Source organism: Mesorhizobium sp. CNPSo 4684 (assembly GCF_057784315.1).
Window position 1 is genome coordinate 57094 of record NZ_JBWLUX010000006.1, and the last position, 17673, is coordinate 74766.

General features: G+C 63.3%; 19 protein-coding genes and 1 tRNA gene. 11 read left to right on the forward strand and 9 right to left on the reverse strand.

What is annotated here, in order from left to right:
* Position 1 precedes the first annotated feature (1 nt).
* The gene (locus AC04SG_RS07115) at positions 2–868 is read right to left on the reverse strand and encodes a LysR family transcriptional regulator (protein ID WP_488550444.1); all 867 of its coding nucleotides are present in this window, start codon (positions 866–868) and stop codon (positions 2–4) included.
* A gap of 93 nt (positions 869–961) precedes the next feature.
* On the opposite strand from AC04SG_RS07115, the gene AC04SG_RS07120 reads away from it, so the two are divergent.
* Positions 962–1843, forward strand: coding sequence for a DMT family transporter (locus AC04SG_RS07120; protein ID WP_488550445.1), 882 nt, complete (start codon positions 962–964; stop codon positions 1841–1843).
* A 43-nt stretch (positions 1844–1886) separates the two neighbouring features.
* Here the strand turns inward: AC04SG_RS07120 and AC04SG_RS07125 are convergent, their stop codons facing one another.
* Positions 1887–2645 (reverse strand): DeoR/GlpR family DNA-binding transcription regulator, encoded by a 759-nt coding sequence (locus tag AC04SG_RS07125; protein WP_488550446.1) that lies wholly within the window; start codon positions 2643–2645, stop codon positions 1887–1889.
* 112 nt (positions 2646–2757) lie between these two features.
* Here AC04SG_RS07125 and AC04SG_RS07130 point away from each other — a divergent pair, with 112 nt between their 5' ends.
* From AC04SG_RS07130 to rnd, 3 genes are all read left to right on the forward strand, one after another.
* A complete protein-coding gene (locus AC04SG_RS07130; protein WP_488550447.1) occupies positions 2758–3963 on the forward strand; it encodes an MFS transporter in 1206 nt (401 codons plus the stop codon).
* Positions 3964–4206: 243 nt separating this feature from the next.
* Positions 4207–5451: an MFS transporter gene (locus AC04SG_RS07135; RefSeq protein ID WP_352560501.1), complete on the forward strand. Its 1245-nt coding sequence runs from the start codon at positions 4207–4209 to the stop codon at positions 5449–5451.
* Positions 5452–5526: 75 nt separating this feature from the next.
* Positions 5527–6678: a ribonuclease D gene (rnd, locus tag AC04SG_RS07140; protein WP_488550448.1), complete on the forward strand. Its 1152-nt coding sequence runs from the start codon at positions 5527–5529 to the stop codon at positions 6676–6678.
* A 171-nt stretch (positions 6679–6849) separates the two neighbouring features.
* On the opposite strand, the gene AC04SG_RS07145 is transcribed toward rnd, so the two are convergent.
* From AC04SG_RS07145 to guaB, 3 genes are read right to left on the reverse strand one after another with little or no spacing between them, the layout of a single operon-like run.
* Positions 6850–7269, reverse strand: coding sequence for an MAPEG family protein (locus tag AC04SG_RS07145; RefSeq protein ID WP_488550449.1), 420 nt, complete (start codon positions 7267–7269; stop codon positions 6850–6852).
* Positions 7270–7291: 22 nt separating this feature from the next.
* The gene (locus tag AC04SG_RS07150) at positions 7292–7837 is read right to left on the reverse strand and encodes a hypothetical protein (RefSeq protein ID WP_488550560.1); all 546 of its coding nucleotides are present in this window, start codon (positions 7835–7837) and stop codon (positions 7292–7294) included.
* A gap of 55 nt (positions 7838–7892) precedes the next feature.
* Positions 7893–9395, reverse strand: a complete 1503-nt coding sequence (gene guaB, locus AC04SG_RS07155) for an IMP dehydrogenase (protein ID WP_112563527.1) — start codon at positions 9393–9395, stop codon at positions 7893–7895.
* Between guaB and AC04SG_RS07160 the strand changes: the two genes are divergently transcribed.
* A complete protein-coding gene (locus AC04SG_RS07160; protein ID WP_488550450.1) occupies positions 9382–9525 on the forward strand; it encodes a hypothetical protein in 144 nt (47 codons plus the stop codon). The genes guaB and AC04SG_RS07160 overlap by 14 nt on opposite strands.
* Before the next feature lie 15 nt (positions 9526–9540).
* Here AC04SG_RS07160 and AC04SG_RS07165 read toward each other — a convergent pair whose 3' ends face one another.
* Complete coding sequence (locus AC04SG_RS07165) at positions 9541–9996, reverse strand: PIN domain-containing protein (RefSeq protein ID WP_488550451.1); 456 nt, start codon at positions 9994–9996, stop codon at positions 9541–9543.
* Positions 9993–10238 (reverse strand): type II toxin-antitoxin system Phd/YefM family antitoxin, encoded by a 246-nt coding sequence (locus AC04SG_RS07170; protein ID WP_488550561.1) that lies wholly within the window; start codon positions 10236–10238, stop codon positions 9993–9995. Before AC04SG_RS07170 ends, AC04SG_RS07165 begins: the two co-directional genes overlap by 4 nt.
* A 228-nt stretch (positions 10239–10466) precedes the next feature.
* Between AC04SG_RS07170 and AC04SG_RS07175 the strand changes: the two genes are divergently transcribed.
* Complete coding sequence (locus AC04SG_RS07175) at positions 10467–11888, forward strand: MFS transporter (RefSeq protein ID WP_488550452.1); 1422 nt, start codon at positions 10467–10469, stop codon at positions 11886–11888.
* 6 nt (positions 11889–11894) lie between these two features.
* On the opposite strand, the gene AC04SG_RS07180 is transcribed toward AC04SG_RS07175, so the two are convergent.
* Positions 11895–12692 (reverse strand): RlmE family RNA methyltransferase, encoded by a 798-nt coding sequence (locus AC04SG_RS07180; protein WP_488550453.1) that lies wholly within the window; start codon positions 12690–12692, stop codon positions 11895–11897.
* Positions 12689–14053 (reverse strand): Ppx/GppA phosphatase family protein, encoded by a 1365-nt coding sequence (locus AC04SG_RS07185; protein ID WP_488550454.1) that lies wholly within the window; start codon positions 14051–14053, stop codon positions 12689–12691. The genes AC04SG_RS07180 and AC04SG_RS07185 overlap by 4 nt, the downstream gene beginning before the upstream one ends.
* A 285-nt stretch (positions 14054–14338) precedes the next feature.
* Between AC04SG_RS07185 and AC04SG_RS07190 the strand changes: the two genes are divergently transcribed.
* The 5 genes from AC04SG_RS07190 (at position 14339) to AC04SG_RS07210 (ending at position 17642) form a co-directional block, all read left to right on the forward strand.
* Positions 14339–15271 (forward strand): lysylphosphatidylglycerol synthase domain-containing protein, encoded by a 933-nt coding sequence (locus tag AC04SG_RS07190; protein WP_488550455.1) that lies wholly within the window; start codon positions 14339–14341, stop codon positions 15269–15271.
* Positions 15272–15406: 135 nt separating this feature from the next.
* Positions 15407–15480, forward strand: a tRNA-Gln gene (locus AC04SG_RS07195).
* Between the two features lie 343 nt (positions 15481–15823).
* Positions 15824–16201: a DUF2934 domain-containing protein gene (locus AC04SG_RS07200; protein ID WP_488550456.1), complete on the forward strand. Its 378-nt coding sequence runs from the start codon at positions 15824–15826 to the stop codon at positions 16199–16201.
* Between the two features lie 294 nt (positions 16202–16495).
* The gene (locus tag AC04SG_RS07205) at positions 16496–16699 is read left to right on the forward strand and encodes a CsbD family protein (RefSeq protein ID WP_027162011.1); all 204 of its coding nucleotides are present in this window, start codon (positions 16496–16498) and stop codon (positions 16697–16699) included.
* A 412-nt stretch (positions 16700–17111) separates the two neighbouring features.
* A complete protein-coding gene (locus AC04SG_RS07210; protein WP_488550457.1) occupies positions 17112–17642 on the forward strand; it encodes a J domain-containing protein in 531 nt (176 codons plus the stop codon).
* Positions 17643–17673 lie beyond the last annotated feature (31 nt).

The following is a 17673-nucleotide window of genomic DNA, read 5'->3' on the forward strand; positions in this document are numbered from 1 at the left end:
CCTATGAGCCCAGAGCCGATTGCCTGAGGCGGTGTGCAAGATGATCGACGACCAATGCCGCGCTGGCGGAAGACGTTGCGGCGCGATGAAGGCGTATCTCCGCCCCGGGCAATGGCGGCACATAACGACCGGGATTGATACCGCGCAGGCCAGGCGCCAGCATGCTGCCTTTGACCACGGTGATCGCCAGGCCCTGCTCGACGATTGCCTCCGTGGCGGCGAGGCTCGGGCTGACATAGGCCAGTCGCCATGGCCGGCCTGCTTTGTCGAGCGCCTCGATGGCCCAGGCGCGAAACAGGCAATCGGGATAGGACAGAGCGACGGGCAGCGGATCGAGCTCCTCGATGGCACGGGTGGACGCTGCCGCCCAGATCGCTCTTTCGCGGCATATCAGGTCACCCTCGGTCCTGCCCTCCGGATGCATTGCGATGACCGCGTCAAAGGATGAGCCGAGGCGTTTGAGCAGCAAGGCGGTGAGACCGATCTCCATGTCGACTTGCACGAGCGGAAATCGCTCGGCAATGTCGGCAAGCAGGCTTGGCAGGATCCTGGTGCCATAGTCTTCCATCACCCCGATGCGAACGTGCCCGGCCACACGCTGATTGGAAACACGCGCAATTGCCTGCTCGTTGAGGGCGAGGATGCGGCGCGCATCGGTCAGAAAGCCCTCCCCGGCGGCCGTCAGTTCAACGCGAGCGGTCGAGCGGCGAAACAGGGCGGTGTCGAGGCGCTCCTCGAGACGTTTCACCTGCAAGCTGACGGCGGCCTGGGTTCGATTGAGTTGCTCGGCGGCGCGCGTGAACGACAGCCGGTCGGCAACGACGACGAAGGCGCGCAGCAGTTCGGGGTCGAGGCCTGGAGTATTCATAGCCAAGCATTATCAAACTCATTGCGCTTATTCGATTCCTTTCGACCAGCCTGCCCGATATCGCTGGCGCTGAACTGGCAAGGTCGGGAAACAATGGAAATTCTGGGCGTGCTCGCGGCGATTCTGTCCAGCGCTCTCGGCGGCACTGCCGTCGGCGCAACACGATATCTCGCCGGCACGCTTGATCCGCTCACCATCGGCGCGGTGCGGTTCAGTGGTGGCTTTCTGGTCTTGGTCGCGGTGGCGCTCTCGCGCCGGGACACGTGGCCGCCGAAGAGCGATTGGCTTGGTGCCGGCACCTTGGGCCTGCTGTTCTTCGGTCTGTTTCCGGTGCTCTTCAATGGAGCCCTTCTCTACACGACGGCGGCGCGTGGTGCGCTGGCGCTTTCGACCCTGCCGCTGCTGACCATGCTTGCCGGAGCGGTGCTGCGGATAGAGCCGCCGACGATGCGCAAGATCGCCGGCGTCCTGATCGCCATGGCGGGGGTGGCCGCAGCACTCGGCACGAGCCTGGAGACGGCTCCCGCAAGTGCGTGGCGCGGCGACCTCATCATGGTCACGGCGGCATTCTGCATGGCGCTCTACAGCGTGTGGTCCCGACCATTCCTGTCGCGCACCGCGCCGATCCCGTTCGTGGCGTTTGGCATGGGCGTCGGTGCGGTCTGCCTGTCGGCCCTTGCGGCTTCAAACGGCGGCCTCGCACGACTTGCGACGCTGAATGCACCGCAGTGGATTGCGAGCGGCTATCTGGCCATCGTCTGCGGCGCGTTCATTTTCTTTCTCTGGGCATTCGCGCTGAGGCGCGCCGCGCCGACACTGGTTGCCGTCTCGGTTGCGGTCAATCCGGTAACGGCGTCGATCTTCGGCGTCGTCTTGCTGGGCGAACAGGTTAGCGCCAACCTGCTTGTCGGCCTCGTGGCGGTGCTGGCCGGAATAGCGATCGCTTCGGGAGCCACCAGAAGGTTCGGCCTGTGACGGTCAAGCCGCTCGCGTGAACAGCCAGCGCGCCGCGCTTCCTTTAAGCAAAGTGGATCTCAGCGCCCTGACGCTCGAAGTCGGCGAGGATCGCGGACGGCGCGGTCTTTTCGACCACAAGGTGGCGGATCGCGTCGGGCCTGGCGACCCTGAAGGGTGCGGCGGTGGCCAGCTTGTCATTGGGGACAGCGATGACGATGCCTGTGCTGTTCTTGGCCATGGCCCGCTTCACCTCGGCCTCCGCCGAATCGAAGGCCGTCACGCCGCGCGAGGCGTCGAGACCGCAGGATCCGAGAACAAACAGGTCCGCGCCAAGCTGCGCGACGGCGGCAAGCGTGTCGGCGCCGACGCAGGCGCCGAGGTGGCGGTCGAATCGCCCCCCCAGCACAATCAGCTCGATCAAGGCGTGGTCCGAGAGCGCCGAGGCAATTTCGAGCGAATTGGTGGCGACAGTCAGGTCGAGGTGGCGCGGGATGGCCCGGGCGATCGCGGCATTGGTCGAGCCGCTGTCGATGAACAAAGTCTGTCCGCGCGACAGCAATGCCACGGTCGCGCGGGCCAGCCGCATCTTCTCTTCGACCGCATGGCCGGCGCGCAGGCCGACCGGCGCGGACGCGAAAGGTGCGGGCGCGACCGCGCCGCCATAGACGCGACGGCATTGCCCAGCCTTGGCGAGCTCCCTGAGATCGCGGCGAACCGTATCTTCCGAAACGCCGAAACGGCTCGCCAGTTCGCCGGCCAGCACCCTTCCCTCGGCTGCAAGACGATCGCGGATGATTTGATGCCGCTCATCGGTCAGCATTGCATGATCCTGTTTTCTTTATGCACGTTCTTGCATGGTTTGCCTGTTTGTGCAAGATATAAGGTATACTAGGCGGCGACAACCGCCGGCTCTCTCCCTTGAAAGCATCGTCATGACCTTTGGCCTCCGCCTCGCTCCGCAACACCGGGTCTATGCCGGTTTTGCGATCTACTCGTTCGGCATGGGCAACATCTTTCCGCGGCTGCCCGACATCAAGCATGCCATGGGCATCGAGGACGGCACGCTCGGGCTCAGCCTGATCGGGACGCCGATCGGCACCTTGACCGCGCTGACGCTGGCGGCGCCGATCCTGGAGCGAGTCGGATTCCGCCGCGCCTTGCTCGGGCTGGTTCCGCTTTTGTCAGTTGCCTATGCCATTGCCGTGCACGCGCCTGGGCCGCTTGCGCTGTTCCTGATGCTGATTCCGGTCGGCCTGATGATCGGCAGCGTCGAGATCATCCTCAACGTCGAAGCCGACAGGACCGAATTCCTGCTCAAGCGCCGGATCATGAACCGCGCGCATTCGTTCTGGAGCATAGGCTTTTTCGGCGCCGGCCTGTTCGGCGCAGCACTTGCCCATCTCGGTATATCGCCGCAACTGCACCTGGCGATCGTCGTACCGATGGTGGCGATAGGAATAGCGCTGTTTCTCGGCGGTTACGAACCGGCGCCGAGCCGCTTCGCCGGCAATGACGAGACGGCGCCAAGGCTGGCGCGGCCGACGCTGCCGATCCTCGTCCTCGTCGCGGTGACGCTGTCGGCGATGCTGATGGAAGGCGCCAGCATCGACTGGTCGGCGATCTACATGCGCACAGTCTTCGATGCAGGCCCGTTCGTCGCCGGCTTCACGGTGGCGCTGTTTGCATTCTCGCAAGCAAGCACGCGCTTCTTCGCCGACAGCTTTGTCGAGCGCCACTCGCCAAGCGGCGTGGCGCGGGTGCTGCTGGCGACGATGGCGGCAGGCGTGCTGTTGGTCTTCTTCTCGCCTGCTCCGCTCGTGTCGATGCTGGGCTTTGCACTGCTGGGCATCGGCAGCAGTGCGATCTTTCCGCTGGCGATCTCGGCGGCCGCCCAGCGAACGGACCGCTCCGCGGCAATCAATGTCGCGGCGCTGTCGCAAATCTCGTTCGTCGCCTTCCTGCTCGGGCCGCCGCTGCTCGGCTTCGTCTCCGACCATTGGGGCATCCGTTCGGCCTTCGGCATCGGCATCCCGTTTATCATCCTCAGCCTGCTGACCGCCGGCTCGCTTGGCCGAAGGGCGGCCAGCCCTGTCGCGCCGGCGGCGGGCGAAGTGCTGGCGAGGGCTCACGAAGCTTGAACGGTCGTCGATCAACTTGCTGAAGCGGGTCGCCGGACTGACAGGAGCGACCTGAACGCCACACACTTGTTGGCGGCGGGATATGAAGCTGGCAATGGCCGCACCAATGGTTCAGAACTGCGGAGCCACCTAGACGAGTATGACGTTGAATCGTCATACTCATCCAGCTCTTTGTCGAAGCATGATCTTTTTCCGAAAACCGGTTCCCACTTTTCGGGATCATGCTCTAAGCATCGGTTCCGCATGTCTTCCATCCGCCCGCTGATCCCTCTCCTCATCGCCGCCGGCATCCTGCTTGGCGGCAACGGGCTGCAGGGCACGCTGATCGCGCTGCGTGGCGCACAGGAAGGGTTTTCCGCCTCCGACATCGGCCTGATGGGCACGTTCTATTTCGCCGGTTTTCTGCTCGGCTGCCTCGCCGTCACCCGTATCCTCAAGGCGGTCGGCCATGTCAGGACCTTTTCGGCACTCGCCGCCACAGCTTCGGCCGGCACGCTGCTTCTGGTGCTGGTCATTGATCCGGTGATGTGGTGTGCCATCCGCTTTGCCGGCGGCTTCTGCTTTGCCGGCCTGTTCACCGTCATGGAAGCCTGGCTGAATTCCGGCGTCGAAAACAAGGACCGCGCGCGGGTGCTCGCCATCTACCGCATGGTCGATATCGGCTCGGTGACCGGCGCGCAGTTCCTGATACCGATCTTCGGCCCCGGCGGCTTTGCGATCTTCGCCATCATGTCGATGATGATCACGCTGTCGCTGGTGCCGGTGTCGCTTGGCGACCGTTCCAACCCGACGCCGCCGGAAGACGTCAAGCTGGATCTGGCGCGCGTCTGGCGGATCTCGCCGCTCGGCTGCTTCGGCTGCATCTGCGTCGGCGTCACCAACAGCGCCTTCCGCACGCTGTCGCCGGTCTATGCCGAGCAGATCGGCATGTCGGTGGCCGATGTCGTCACCTTCGTCAGCGTCGGCATCTTTGGCGGCGCCCTTATCCAGTATCCGCTGGGCTATCTCTCCGACCGCTGGGACCGGCGCGCGGTGCTGTTGGTAACCACATGCGGCGCCCTGCTGGCGGCGCTGGCGCTGGCCTTCGTCGCCGGCGCCAATCCGACCCTCAACCTGGTCATCGTCTTCATCTTCGGCAGCTTCGCCATGCCGCTCTATTCGTTGTCGGCGGCGCATTCCAACGACCGCGCCGACAAGGGAGAGTTCGTACTGATCAACGCGGCTTTGATGCTGTTCTATTCGTTCGGGGCCATTGGCGGCCCCTTCGCGGCGTCGACGGTGATGCAGTATTTCGGACCGGGCGCCCTGTTTGTATTCAGTGCTGCGGTCTATGGTACCCTCATCGCCGTCATCCTCTACCGCATGCAGGTGCGTGGCAGCGTGCCGGCGGGCAAGCGCAGCCGCTTCACGGCGCTGCTGCGCACATCGACTGTCTTCGCGCGGCTGGCGCGCAGGAATGGCGATTCCGACGGATCGACGGATACTTGACCGAAGGGCGGCTTGACGAAAGCGCCCACGGCTGAAATTGAAAGAGAACCTTACCCGTTACTAAAAAGCGATTTGATGCACGTCATCACCACCCAAAATGAGCTCGAGTCCGTTCTCGCCGCTTTTGAAAAGTCGGATTTCGTCACCGTCGACACCGAATTCATCCGCGAAACGACGTTCTGGCCGATTCTGTGCCTGATCCAGATGGCGGCGCCCGGCGTCACCGCGCTGATCGACCCGCTATCGCCCGACATCAACCTCGCCCCGTTCTTCCGGCTGATGGCCAACGAGGCGGTGGTCAAGGTGTTCCACGCCGCGCGCCAGGACATCGAAATCATCGTCCATCTCGGCGATCTGGTGCCGCATCCGGTGTTCGACACTCAGGTCGCGGCCATGGTCTGCGGCTTCGGCGACAGCGTCTCCTACGACCAGTTGGTGCAGCGCATCACCGGCGCCCGGCTCGACAAATCATCGCGTTTCACCGACTGGCGCCACCGGCCGCTATCCGACAAGCAGCTCGACTATGCGCTGGCCGACGTCACTCATCTGATCGATGTCTACAAGCACCTCAGCGCCGAACTGGAACGGGAAAACCGCGCCCATTGGCTGAACGAGGAAATGGAGGTGCTGACCTCGCGCGAGACCTACGATCCGCACCCCGAGGATGCCTGGAAGCGGTTGAAGATGCGGCTGCGCAAGCCGCAGGAGCTGGCGATCGTGCAGACGGTGGCGGCATGGCGCGAGCGCGAGGCGCGCGAGCGCGACGTGCCGCGCGGCAGGGTGCTCAAGGATGACGCCATATACGAGGTCGCCCAGCAGGCCCCGCGCGATGCGGCCGCGTTGAGCAAGCTGCGCACCACGCCGAAAGGCTGGGAACGGTCATCGACGGCAACCGCATTGCTCGGCGCGGTCAACACGGCGCTCGCTCTGCCCCGGGAAGAGATGCCGAAGCTGCCCAAGAGCTTTCAGCCTCCCGAGGGTTCGAGCGCGGCTGCAGAACTGCTGAAAGTGCTGTTGCGAATCGTAGCCGAGAAGGAAGGCGTCGCCTCGAAAGTGCTGGCGTCCAGCGACGACATCGACCGCATCGCTGCCGAAGGCGAAGCCGCCGACGTGCCGGCGCTGCAGGGATGGCGGCGCGCCGTGTTCGGCGAGGTTGCACTGAAGCTGGTGCGCGGCGAAATCGGCATCAAGTTCGACAAGCGCAAGATCGCGGTGTTCGACCTATAGCGCCTCTTCCTTCTCCCCTTGTGGGAGAAGGTGGATCGGCGCGCAGCGCCGAGACGGTTGAGGGGTGCGTGACGGATCGCCATCCCCGCCAAGCTGGAACACCCCTCATCCGACCGAGCTTCGCTCGGCTACCGTCTCCCACAAGGGGAGAAGGCAAGGCCTACGCGCTGCTCAAACCAGGCCGAGCAGGTGCAGCGCGAACCAGATCCATGCCAGCAAGAGAATGATCGCGCCCATGTAGAAGGCGCGGCTGCGAAACCGTAAATTGTTGCTGGTCAGGTGGACCCAGGCGTGGGCATAGCGGGAAATCACGAAGATCCACATCAAGGCCAAGGTTAGATAATTGACGCCATTGGTCGCGTGCAGCGCCAGGCACAGCACGTAGAAAAGCACCGGCAGTTCGAACTGGTTGATGAGATTGTTGGCGACGGTTACGCTGGACGCAGGCTCGGTCGTGCGCATCTTGTATTGACCGACCTTGGCTTCGCCTGATTTGACCGCACCGTAGCGGCGCCGGCCCATTACCACATAGACGATATAGACCAGCAGCACCTGCGCCAGCATCGGCCAGAAGATTGCGGTCTGGCTCATGGCGTTGCCCGTACTTTGTTGTTCATGCCTGTGGACGCCGCCGACTGGCGACGATGAAAGCCGCGATGACGGCGACAGGTATCGCCAGAAGCGCGAATTTGGTGACGATCAGCGACGAGGCGAAGGACAGCGAATCCGGATTGGCCGACAGCGCATCGGACAAAAGCCGCGCCACCGCAATGTTCTGGGCGTAATCGGCGCAGGTGTAGGGCAGTACGACAACCAGCGCCAACAGCGACTGAACCTGTACCGGCAGGGTGCGAAAGAGCTTCAGCCGCCGCCCTGTGGCAAGGATCAGGCTGACCATGGTCAGTGACAGCAGCGCCGGGAACAGAAGGTCGAAGGTCAAATAGTGCCAGACGAGGATGATCTCGCTGCCGCGCCGGCCGAGTGCGGTCAGCCAGGCCATGCCCTCATCCGGCGTGAAACCGCCAAGGCGCACATCGAGCGACAGCAGGCCGCCGCTCAACTGGCGGAAATAGAAGAATTCCAGCAGCATCATGGCGATGAAAACCGCTATCGATGCAACGCATAGCGCGCCCGCGTGGCGCGCCAGCCGCAGCACAATCGCCGCCTGGTTGCGCCAGAGCACGTTCCGGTCTGGCTGCTGGTCTGGCTGCTGGTCAGGCCCCGCCAGGATAGTTCGGGCTTTCGCGGGTAATCGTGACGTCATGGGCGTGGCTTTCACGAAGTCCGGCGTTGGATATGCGCACAAAGGTGGCGCGCTCGCGGAAATCGGCAAGATCGCGGCCACCGACATAACCCATAGCGGCTTTTAGCCCGCCCGCAAGCTGGTGCAGCACGCCAGACACAGGTCCTTTGTAAGGCACCTGCCCTTCAATGCCTTCCGGGACCAGTTTCAGCGTGTCGCGCACCTCGGCCTGGAAGTAGCGGTCGGCCGAGCCCCGCGCCATGGCGCCGACCGAACCCATGCCGCGATAGGCCTTGAAGGAGCGGCCCTGGTGCAGATAGACCTCGCCTGGGCTTTCGTCCGTGCCGGCGAGCAGCGAGCCGATCATGGCGGCGCTCGCGCCGGCGGCGAGCGCCTTGGCCAGGTCGCCCGAATATTTGATGCCGCCGTCGGCGATGACCGACACGCCGGATTTATGTGCCGTCTCGACCGCCGACATGATCGCGGACAGCTGCGGCACGCCGACGCCGGCGACGATGCGGGTGGTGCAGATCGAACCTGGGCCGATGCCGACCTTGACCGCGTCAGCGCCGGCATCGATGAGCGCCTGCGTGCCTTCGGCGGTGGCGACATTGCCGGCCAGGATGCGCACGGAATTCGAAAGCTTCTTGGCCCGGGTCACGGCATCCAGCACGCGCTGCGAATGGCCATGCGCGGTGTCGATGACCAGCAGGTCGACGCCAGCGTCGATCAACCGCTCGGCGCGCTCGAAGCCGTCATCGCCGACGCTGGTGGCGGCGGCGGCGCGCAGCCGGCCCTGCGCGTCCTTGGTGGCGTGCGGGTTGAGCTGCGACTTCTCGATGTCCTTGACGGTGATCAGGCCGACGCAATTGCCCTTTTTGTCGACGACGACGAGCTTTTCGATGCGGTGCTGGTGCAGCAGCCGCTTGGCCTCGTCCTGGTCGACATTCTCCTTGACCGTGATCAGGTTCTCACGGGTCATCAATTCGTAGACTTTTTGCCCCGGATCCGAGGCGAAGCGCACGTCGCGGTTGGTCAGGATACCGACCAGGCGGCCGATCTTCTGCCCGCCGGTGCCGCCATTCTCGACCACCGGAATGCCCGAGATGGAATAGGTGCGCATCAGCGCCAGCGCGTCGGCAAGCGTGGCGTCGGGGCCGATGGTGACCGGATTGATGACCATGCCTGATTCGAATTTCTTGACCTGGCGCACCTGCTCGGCCTGTTCGGCCGGCGAGAAATTGCGGTGGATGACGCCGATGCCGCCGGCCTGCGCCATGGCGATGGCAAGCCTCGCCTCGGTGACGGTGTCCATGGCGGCCGACAGGATCGGCACGTTGAGGTCGATGTCGGTGGCGATGCGGGTGCGGATATCGGTCTCGCCGGGCATGACCTCGGAATGGCCGGGCTGCAACAGCACGTCGTCAAAGGTCAGCGCCAGCGCGCCGGTGGACGTTTCGATGATTTTTGCCATGGCCAGTCCTTCGAAATACGAAAAAGCGCTGGGAGAATACAAAAAAGCGCTGGACCGCAATGGACAGCGCCGACTCGTTTCTTCCCTTTCAGGATTGGCGCTGGCTGGTAACACGTCGCGGCGCCGATGAAAAGCCGATGATTGCCTATTCGGCGGACTTGCCCAGCAGAGCATCGAGCAGGGCATGGCGCGGCGATGCGAAAGGATTGACAACCGTTACGCCGCCCCAGGTGAAGCCGTCCTGCAGGTCTTCCGACAGCAGCAGCCGGCAACCGGTTTGCGAGGCAACGGACAGGATAGTTGCGTCCCACATGCCGAAATGGTGATCGGTCGCGAGATCGGCCGCCACCGTCATCACCTCCGGTGTGGTGCCGACAACCGGAAACGCGTCGCGCCAGCTCAACAAGGCGTCACGGGCTTCCGTGCGCGACCTTCCGGCCTTACGTGTCAGAACGGTGAACAGCTCGCCGAGCACCTGGACCGGAATGATGGCGGCCTCCTGCGCCATGTCGCGCAGCAGATCGAAAACGATGTCGCGCTTCTCGGCTCCGTTGATCCCCTCCGCATAGACAAGGATGTTGGTATCAAGCGCGACCTTCACCGCTCGTCCTCGTAAAGCTCGTCGCGGGTCCAGCGCCCGGCCTCTAATACAGGCTGGCGTTCGAGGCGCGACAGCAGCGCGGCGCGCGAGCGGGAAGCCACGGCGTCGGGCTGCCCTGCGGGCACGATCCGCGCAACGGGTCGTCCATGGCTGGTCACGACATAGCTTTGCCCTTCCCGAACACCGCGCAGGAGGAGCGAGAATTTGCGATTGGCATCGGCTGCCGAAACGGCCTCTTCCATGATAAAGCCCATATAGTAGTAATATTCACTACAATAATGCGCCGCGTCGCCTTTCGCGAGAGCTATTCCTCTCTGCTTGCCTTGGAACGCTCCCATGCCCGCGCGAGCAGGCGGTCGCACAAAAGTGACAGCAAATTAATGCGACATCCGGGTAAGGGCGTGATAACCGCCTTTTCGTGTCGGCTTGCCCCGGTCGGCACGCACCTTTTGCCAGTTCGGACGCGTTCGTTGAACCGCATCATTCCGCTCATACTGGCGGTCGCTCTGTTCATGGAAAACATGGATTCGACCGTCATTGCGACATCGCTGCCGGCGATCGCCGTCGACATCCACACCAGCCCGATCGCGCTCAAGCTGGCGCTGACCGCCTATCTGGTGTCGCTGGCGATCTTCATTCCGATCAGCGGCTGGATGGCCGACCGGTTTGGCGCCAAGAACGTGTTTCGGGCAGCGATCGGTGTGTTCATCCTGGGCTCGGTCGCCTGCGCCATCTCCAATTCGCTGCCGGCCTTTGTCGTCTCGCGCTTCCTGCAAGGCATAGGCGGCGCCATGATGACGCCGGTCGGCCGCCTGGTGCTGGTGCGCGCGACGCCGAAAAGCGAACTGGTCGCCGCCATGTCATGGCTGACGGTGCCGGCGCTGGTCGGCCCGCTTGTGGGACCACCGATCGGCGGCTTCATCACCACCTATTTCACCTGGCACTGGATTTTCCTGATCAACGTGCCGATCGGGCTGATCGGTATCTGGCTGGCGACGCGCTTCCTGCCGCAAACCGATGCCGCAGAAACGCCGCCGCTCGATTTTCCCGGCTTCGTGCTAAGCGGGCTCGCCGCATCGGGCGTTGTCTTCGGCCTGTCCGTGGTCAGCCTGCCCTATCTGCCGCCGGCGATCGGCTTCATCACCGTGGCGGTCGGGCTGATTTCCGGCGCACTCTACCTCCTGCATGCGCGGCGCGCCAAAAACCCTCTGCTGGCGCTGGAACTGTTCCGCAACCAGGTGTTCCGCTCCTCGGTGCTCGGCGGCTCGCTGTTTCGCATCGGCATCGGCGCGGTGCCGTTCCTGTTGCCGCTGATGTTCCAGATCGGCTTCGGGCTGACGCCGTTCCAGTCGGGCATGATCACCTTCGTCTCGGCCATCGGCGCCATCGGCATGAAGTTCGTCACGGCGCTGATCTTCCGGTTGGCCGGCTTCCGCCGCGTTTTGATCTGGGGCTCGCTGATCGCCGCCGCATCGATCGCCATATACGGCCTGTTCACGCCGGAGACGCCTTACGCGCTGATGCTGGCCATGTTGCTGGTCGGCGGCTTCATCCGCTCGATGTTCTTTACCGGCGTCAACGCGCTTTCCTATGCCGAGGTGTCGGCGGAAGACACCAGCAAGGCGACGCCGATCACGGCGGTGTTCCAGCAGCTGTCGATCGCGCTCGGCGTGGCGCTGGCCGGCGGCATCCTGGAAGTCTCGACCTCGATCCATGGCGGCCCGCTGACGCTTGGCGATTTCCACATCGCGTTTTTCATCGTGGCGGCGGTGTCGGCGGCGGCGTCAATATCGTTCATGCGGCTGGCGCCGGACGCCGGCAACGCCGTGTCGGGTCATGGCCGGTTGACGACGCCGAAGACGCTGGAGCCGGTGAGCACGGCGGGGAAGTAAGGCCTATCAGGCCTCGGCGTCCCCCGGCCCTCCGCCGTGGCTCCGGACGCTCGAGCCCTTCGGAACGTCCACTGGACGTTCCGATCCACCTGACGGTGGACCGGCCTCTCGCCCTTTGAAATCCTTCGCCAGCAGATACAGCTCCACCGACTCGTCGCGCGACGCCGGCGGCTTGACGTGATGCACCGAGCGAAAGTTCTTCTTGAGCATGGAGAGCAGCTCATTCTCGGCGCCGCCCTGAAACGTCTTGGCCAGAAAATGCCCGCCCGGCTTCAGCACCGACAGCGCGAAATCGGCGGCGACCTCGCACAGATGCATGGTGCGGATGTGGTCGGTTCGCTTGTGGCCGGTGGTCGGCGCCGCCATGTCCGACAGCACGACATCAGGGTCGCCACCCAGCGCTTCGGCGAGCTTTTGCGGCGCTTCGGGATCGAGGAAATCCATCAGCAGCACGGGAGCGCCGGGCACGGCATCCATTTCGAGATAGTCGATGCCGATGACATGCGGATTCTCCGCCGTCGATTTCGTCCTCGCGGCCGCCACCTGGCACCAGCCGCCGGGCGCGGCCCCGAGGTCGATGACCTTCATGCCGGGCTTCAAGAGATGATGCTTGTCGTCGATCTCGATCAGCTTGTAGGCCGCGCGCGAGCGGTAGCCGTCGGCCTTGGAGCGCTGGACATAGGGGTCGTTGATGTGGCGCTGCAGCCAGCGGCGCGACGATTCCTTCAGGCCGCTCTTTTTCTTGATCCGCGTCTTCAGCACGCGGATGCTGGCAGAACCTGGTTTTTCCGGTTTCTTAGTCACTGTCGGCCACGCCCACTGTTGCGCCAGACGCCATCATCGGCCATCAGCTCGCTCAAAATGCCTTCGCGCAGGCCGCGGTCGGCGACGCGCAGCCGCTCCGACGGCCACACCGCGCGGATGGCTTCGAGGATAGCACAGCCGGCCAGCACCAGATCGGCGCGGTCGGCGCCGATGCATGGGTTGGCGCAGCGCTGCTGGAAATCCCAGCCGACCAGCTTTTCGACCATGCGGTCGACGCTGTCGCGGTCCATCCACAACCCGTCGACACGGCGGCGGTCATAGCGCTCGAGGTCGAGATGGACCCCGGCCAGCGTTGTCACCGTTCCGGATGTGCCGAGCAGATGGAATTTCGGGCTGGCCAGCACATGGCTCAGCCGGTCACGGCCGTCGAAGGACCTCAGCCGCACGGCGACATCCTCGACCATGGCGGCAAAGATTTCGCGCGTCACCGTGCGGCCGCCAAAACGCTCGGCGAGCGAGACGACGCCGACCGGCAGCGACGTCCATGACACGATGTGGTTGGCAAGCCGCGGCGAGCGCTGGCCGGTGAGGTCGATCAGCGCGATTTCGGACGAGCCGCCGCCAATGTCGAACAGCACTACGCCTTGCGTGTCGCGCTCGACCAGCGAGCCGCAGCCCGACACCGCAAGGCGGGCCTCGGTCTGGCGGTCGATGATCTCGAGTTTCAGACCGGCCTCGCGCTCGACACGCTGCAGGAATTCGACGCCATTGTCGGCGGTGCGGCAGGCTTCGGTGGCGATCAGCCGCGCCTTCTTGATCTTGCGGTTGCGCAGTTTGTCGCCGCAGATTTTCAGCGCCTCGACGGCGCGGTCCATCGCCGCCTGGCTCAGGTGCCCGTTGGCGGTCAGCCCCTCGCCCAGCCTGACGATGCGCGAAAAGGCGTCGATGACACGGAACTGGCCGTGCCGCTGCGGCACCGCGACCAAAAGCCGGCAATTGTTGGTGCCGAGATCGAGCGCGGCAAACACCGGCAGTTCCTGCATCGGCGGCCGCTGTATGGGCTGTTCGGGCCTGGGCTGCGGAGCCGGGGGGGCGGCCATGGGGCTTGGCGCGGTGCTGACGGCCGGCGGGCCGGCCGCGACGATGTTGACGGCTGACGCCGCAACGAGATGCGCGGCCGTAGCGAGCTCATCGCGTGCAAAAACCTTGCGTCCGCGCCGGCGCTTGCGCCGCTTTCTCGCTTTGCCTCGCTGAGGCTGGGCGTCACCGGCCTGTCCGTTACCGGACTGGGGCCCCGCCTGGCGGGGCCGCCCGGCGGATGGGCTTGGCCCGCCTGATGGCGGCGAAGCCCTGGACACGCCCACTTCCGGCGCGCCTGCGCCGGTGTCGTGGTCTTCCACTTCGGGTCCTTCCGGTGCCGCGCGAACCGGGAAACCGGACGCAGCAGGCACCTAAATGTTTTAAGTTGCCGCCAGAGTAGCAGTGCGGGACCCGATCACCAAGAGCAGGGGGGCAAATTTTGCCGGCATCATGCAGCGGCAACGCTCGCCGCGTTGAATAGCGGGGCTTGTCCGATTGAATAGCCGGCTTCAATGAGGCATTTCTGAAATGAGGGCAATATTGGTGAATCGCGGATTTTTTCACGCCCGCCTGGGCGATGGGCAGCAACGCATGACGAGAACTCCATGAACTGGAGGCGCTATTTGTGGCCGGTCATCGGCATTGCAGCGGTGATCTTCTCGCTGCTGTTGCTGTGGCATGAGCTGCGCGGCATCTCGCTCGACGATGTCTGGGACGGCATCGTCGCCATCCCCACCCGCGGCTGGGTGCTGGCGGCGCTGAGTTCGGTGGTCGCCTACGCCTCGCTTGCCGGCTACGACCACATCGCGCTCTTGCATATCGGCAAGAAAGTGTCGTGGCTGTTCGTCACCTTCTGCTCCTTCACCACCTACGCGCTTTCGCACAATATTGGCGGCTCGGTGCTTTCGGGCGCGGTGATCCGCTACCGCGCCTATGGCACCAGGGGACTGACCGGCCAGGATGTCGGCATATTGGTGGCGATCTGCTGGATCACATTCGTGCTTTCCAGCCTGCTGGTCGGCGGCCTGGTGCTGGTGTTCGAGCCTGCAATCATCGACCGCTTTTCCGGCGCGCCCCACCGCGGGCTGGCGATCGCCGCCGGCATCGCTTTGCTCATTCTGGTCGGCGCCTATATCTTCGGCAGCTGGCTGCACCTGAAGCCGCTGAAGATCGCCAGCTTCCAGCTACATTACCCGGCGCTGCCGATCGTGGCGCGGCAATTGCTGATCGGCCCGATCGAGCTGCTGGCGGCGGCGGCAATCATCTTCTTTGCCCTGCCCGTGGCCGGCAATCCCGGCTATTTCGTCATCCTCGGCGTGTTCCTGGTGTCATTCTCGGTAGCGCAGATCTCGCACGCGCCGGGCGGGCTCGGCGTGTTCGAGGTCGTGTTCCTGGCCGGGCTTTCGCAGATGGACCCGGTCGGCGTGCTGGCGGCACTTTTGGTGTTCCGCCTGTTCTACCTGATCATCCCGCTGCTGATCGCGCTTGGCGTGGTGCTGTTCTTCGAGCATTCGCAATACAGCCGAGGCGAGAAGTAGCGCCCTGCCCGCGCGTATCAACGGAGCAAACCAAAAGCCCATGATTGAAACGCAACGCAGGCTTGACTATTTTCCGGCGGCGGCTACAAGGCACGCGCGGCTGCTTCGGCGGCCCACCAGCGCGACAGCGCCTGCTGGGGAATAGGTTAACGGTAGACCCACGGACTCTGACTCCGTTAGTCCTGGTTCGAATCCAGGTTCCCCAGCCAAATAAAATCAATCACTTAGCTACCAAATCCGCGAGAATCCATGTTGCTAGCTCGAAATATGCAGCAACATAAACCATTGATTTGTAAGGCCTGGTAAGGAGCGGAGGCTGCGAATAGCAACATGGTCGCGACATTGTGCACCGCTGGAACCATAGCGACTCCAGACGGTTGAGGTTTGGTGACGGCGGAGCATTTGTTTGTCCCTCAACAGCGATGTCGGGTCTCGTTACCCTAATTCGCCGTCACGCCCCTTTAGGCCTGCCTACCCCTCAAATCGCCGTACCAAGCGCGGATCAATCGGCTTTGCCCCGCGTTGATGTGAATCCCAACAAGGAGCATCACCATGAGTGACGATCGGCATCAGAGAATTCAGCAACGGGCATACGAAATTTGGCAGCGTGAGGGCGGTGTTTATGGCGACCCGGAGAAACATTGGCACCAAGCTGAGTCAGAAATCGAGCGCGAGGAACAATCGGAAACTGATCAAGCATTTACCGAACCAAGTGCCGTTGGAGCTACGGTGCTATCAGCCAAGACGAGAAAGCCGCGGCGCACTGAGACCGCCAGTTCCGACGTCATAACGGCAGAGGGGCTAGCGATGCGTACCGGCATTACGGGCGACCAAGCCCAAGACTTAATTGATAGGTTGGGTAATGACCGCGAGGCGATCGAGGAAGCAGCCCGGACCTTGGCGACCGGCCAACAGAATTTCAGCAAATAGGAAAACCACGCGCGCCGGCAATCGCCAAGATCCGAAGGTAAATGGCTCTCACGCCGCTCTACATCGCCGCCCTCGCAGCCCTGATGCTCGCCAGCCTGGCGCTACCGGCAGCGGGACAACCCGCGCCTCTTCCGGAGTAGCGCGGGCCGATCGGAGGCCCGATGGTCGGCGAGCGATGGAGGGCACCACCCGCGCAGGCCTTACCATCAGCGCGGCTAATGTTCCGTCAAGCCCACCGGAACCTAGCCGGGCTGCCGACGTTTCAACTGCAGTGCAACCAAGGAGGCGAAGACCATGGATTGGAACCGCGTTGAAGGTAACTGGAAGCAGGTCAAGGGCAAGGTTAAGGAGCAGTGGGGCAAGCTGACTGACGACGATTTGGACCGCATTGCCGGCAAGCGCGACCAGCTCGAAGGAAAGATTCAGGAGAGATACGGCCTTGAGAAGGACCGGGTCCGGCGAGACGTCGATGACTGGTACTCGATGCAAGGTTGGTAGATCGGGATTTGTATTCAAAAGAGGTAACAGTCAGATAGAACCAGGCAACCGAACCTTTACCTGTCGCGTCACCCGTGACTGTCGGTCCCGCCGTCATGGCGTTGTGGCCGCCAGGGTCGTGTTTCTAGGCGTTCCGGTGCTGATAACGTTGATGGCGACGCCACCACCAGCAGCCGAATCGCGCCGTAAAGCGTCATTTTACGCACCGCCTGGCGCTGATAATTAGGACAAGGCGAGCGCGTTTGTTGCCTTGCCGGTATCGGCACCAGGCCGGGACCAAAGTCCGGCTTGTGACTGGCCTCAAGCAAGTGCAACATCGCTGAGAAACCCGACGGTTGAGGGCCTGGTTCGCAACAGACAAGGCGGCCCAGGCTCTTCGTTCTTCGGGGGCGATGTTTGAGGGAGCAGCGCATTGTTCGTCGATTACTACGAACTCTTGGAGATCAGCCCCAACGCCAACTCGGAGACGCTTGAGCGAATATTTCGCTATTTTGCGATGCGCTATCATCCCGACAATCAGCAAACCGGAAATGAAGCCCGCTTCAGTGAAATCGTAGAAGCACACAACGTCCTGAAAGATCCGGTCAAGCGCGCCCAATACGACATCGCCTATCGAGAGCATGCCGGTCTGCGCCTTCAATTGGTCGAGGAAGCAAGCGACGGCAAAGGCGTTCAGAAGGACGCTGTGGTCCAGGCAAAACTGCTCTCGCTGCTCTATGTGAAGCGCCGCCAGGATGTCAGCAACCCCGGCATTGGCGACGTCGAAATCGAACGGTTATTGGGCTGTCCGCGAGAGCATCTCGAGTTCCATCTCTGGTACATGAAGGCGAAGGGGTGGATCGCAAGAATTGAGAACGGGACAATCGCGATCACGGTTGAAGGCGTCGACCGCGCCGATTCCGAACTGCGTCGCGATACCAGCATTCGGCTCCTGGGATCGTAGAACGCTGAACCGTTGACTTAGGCTAGTTGCA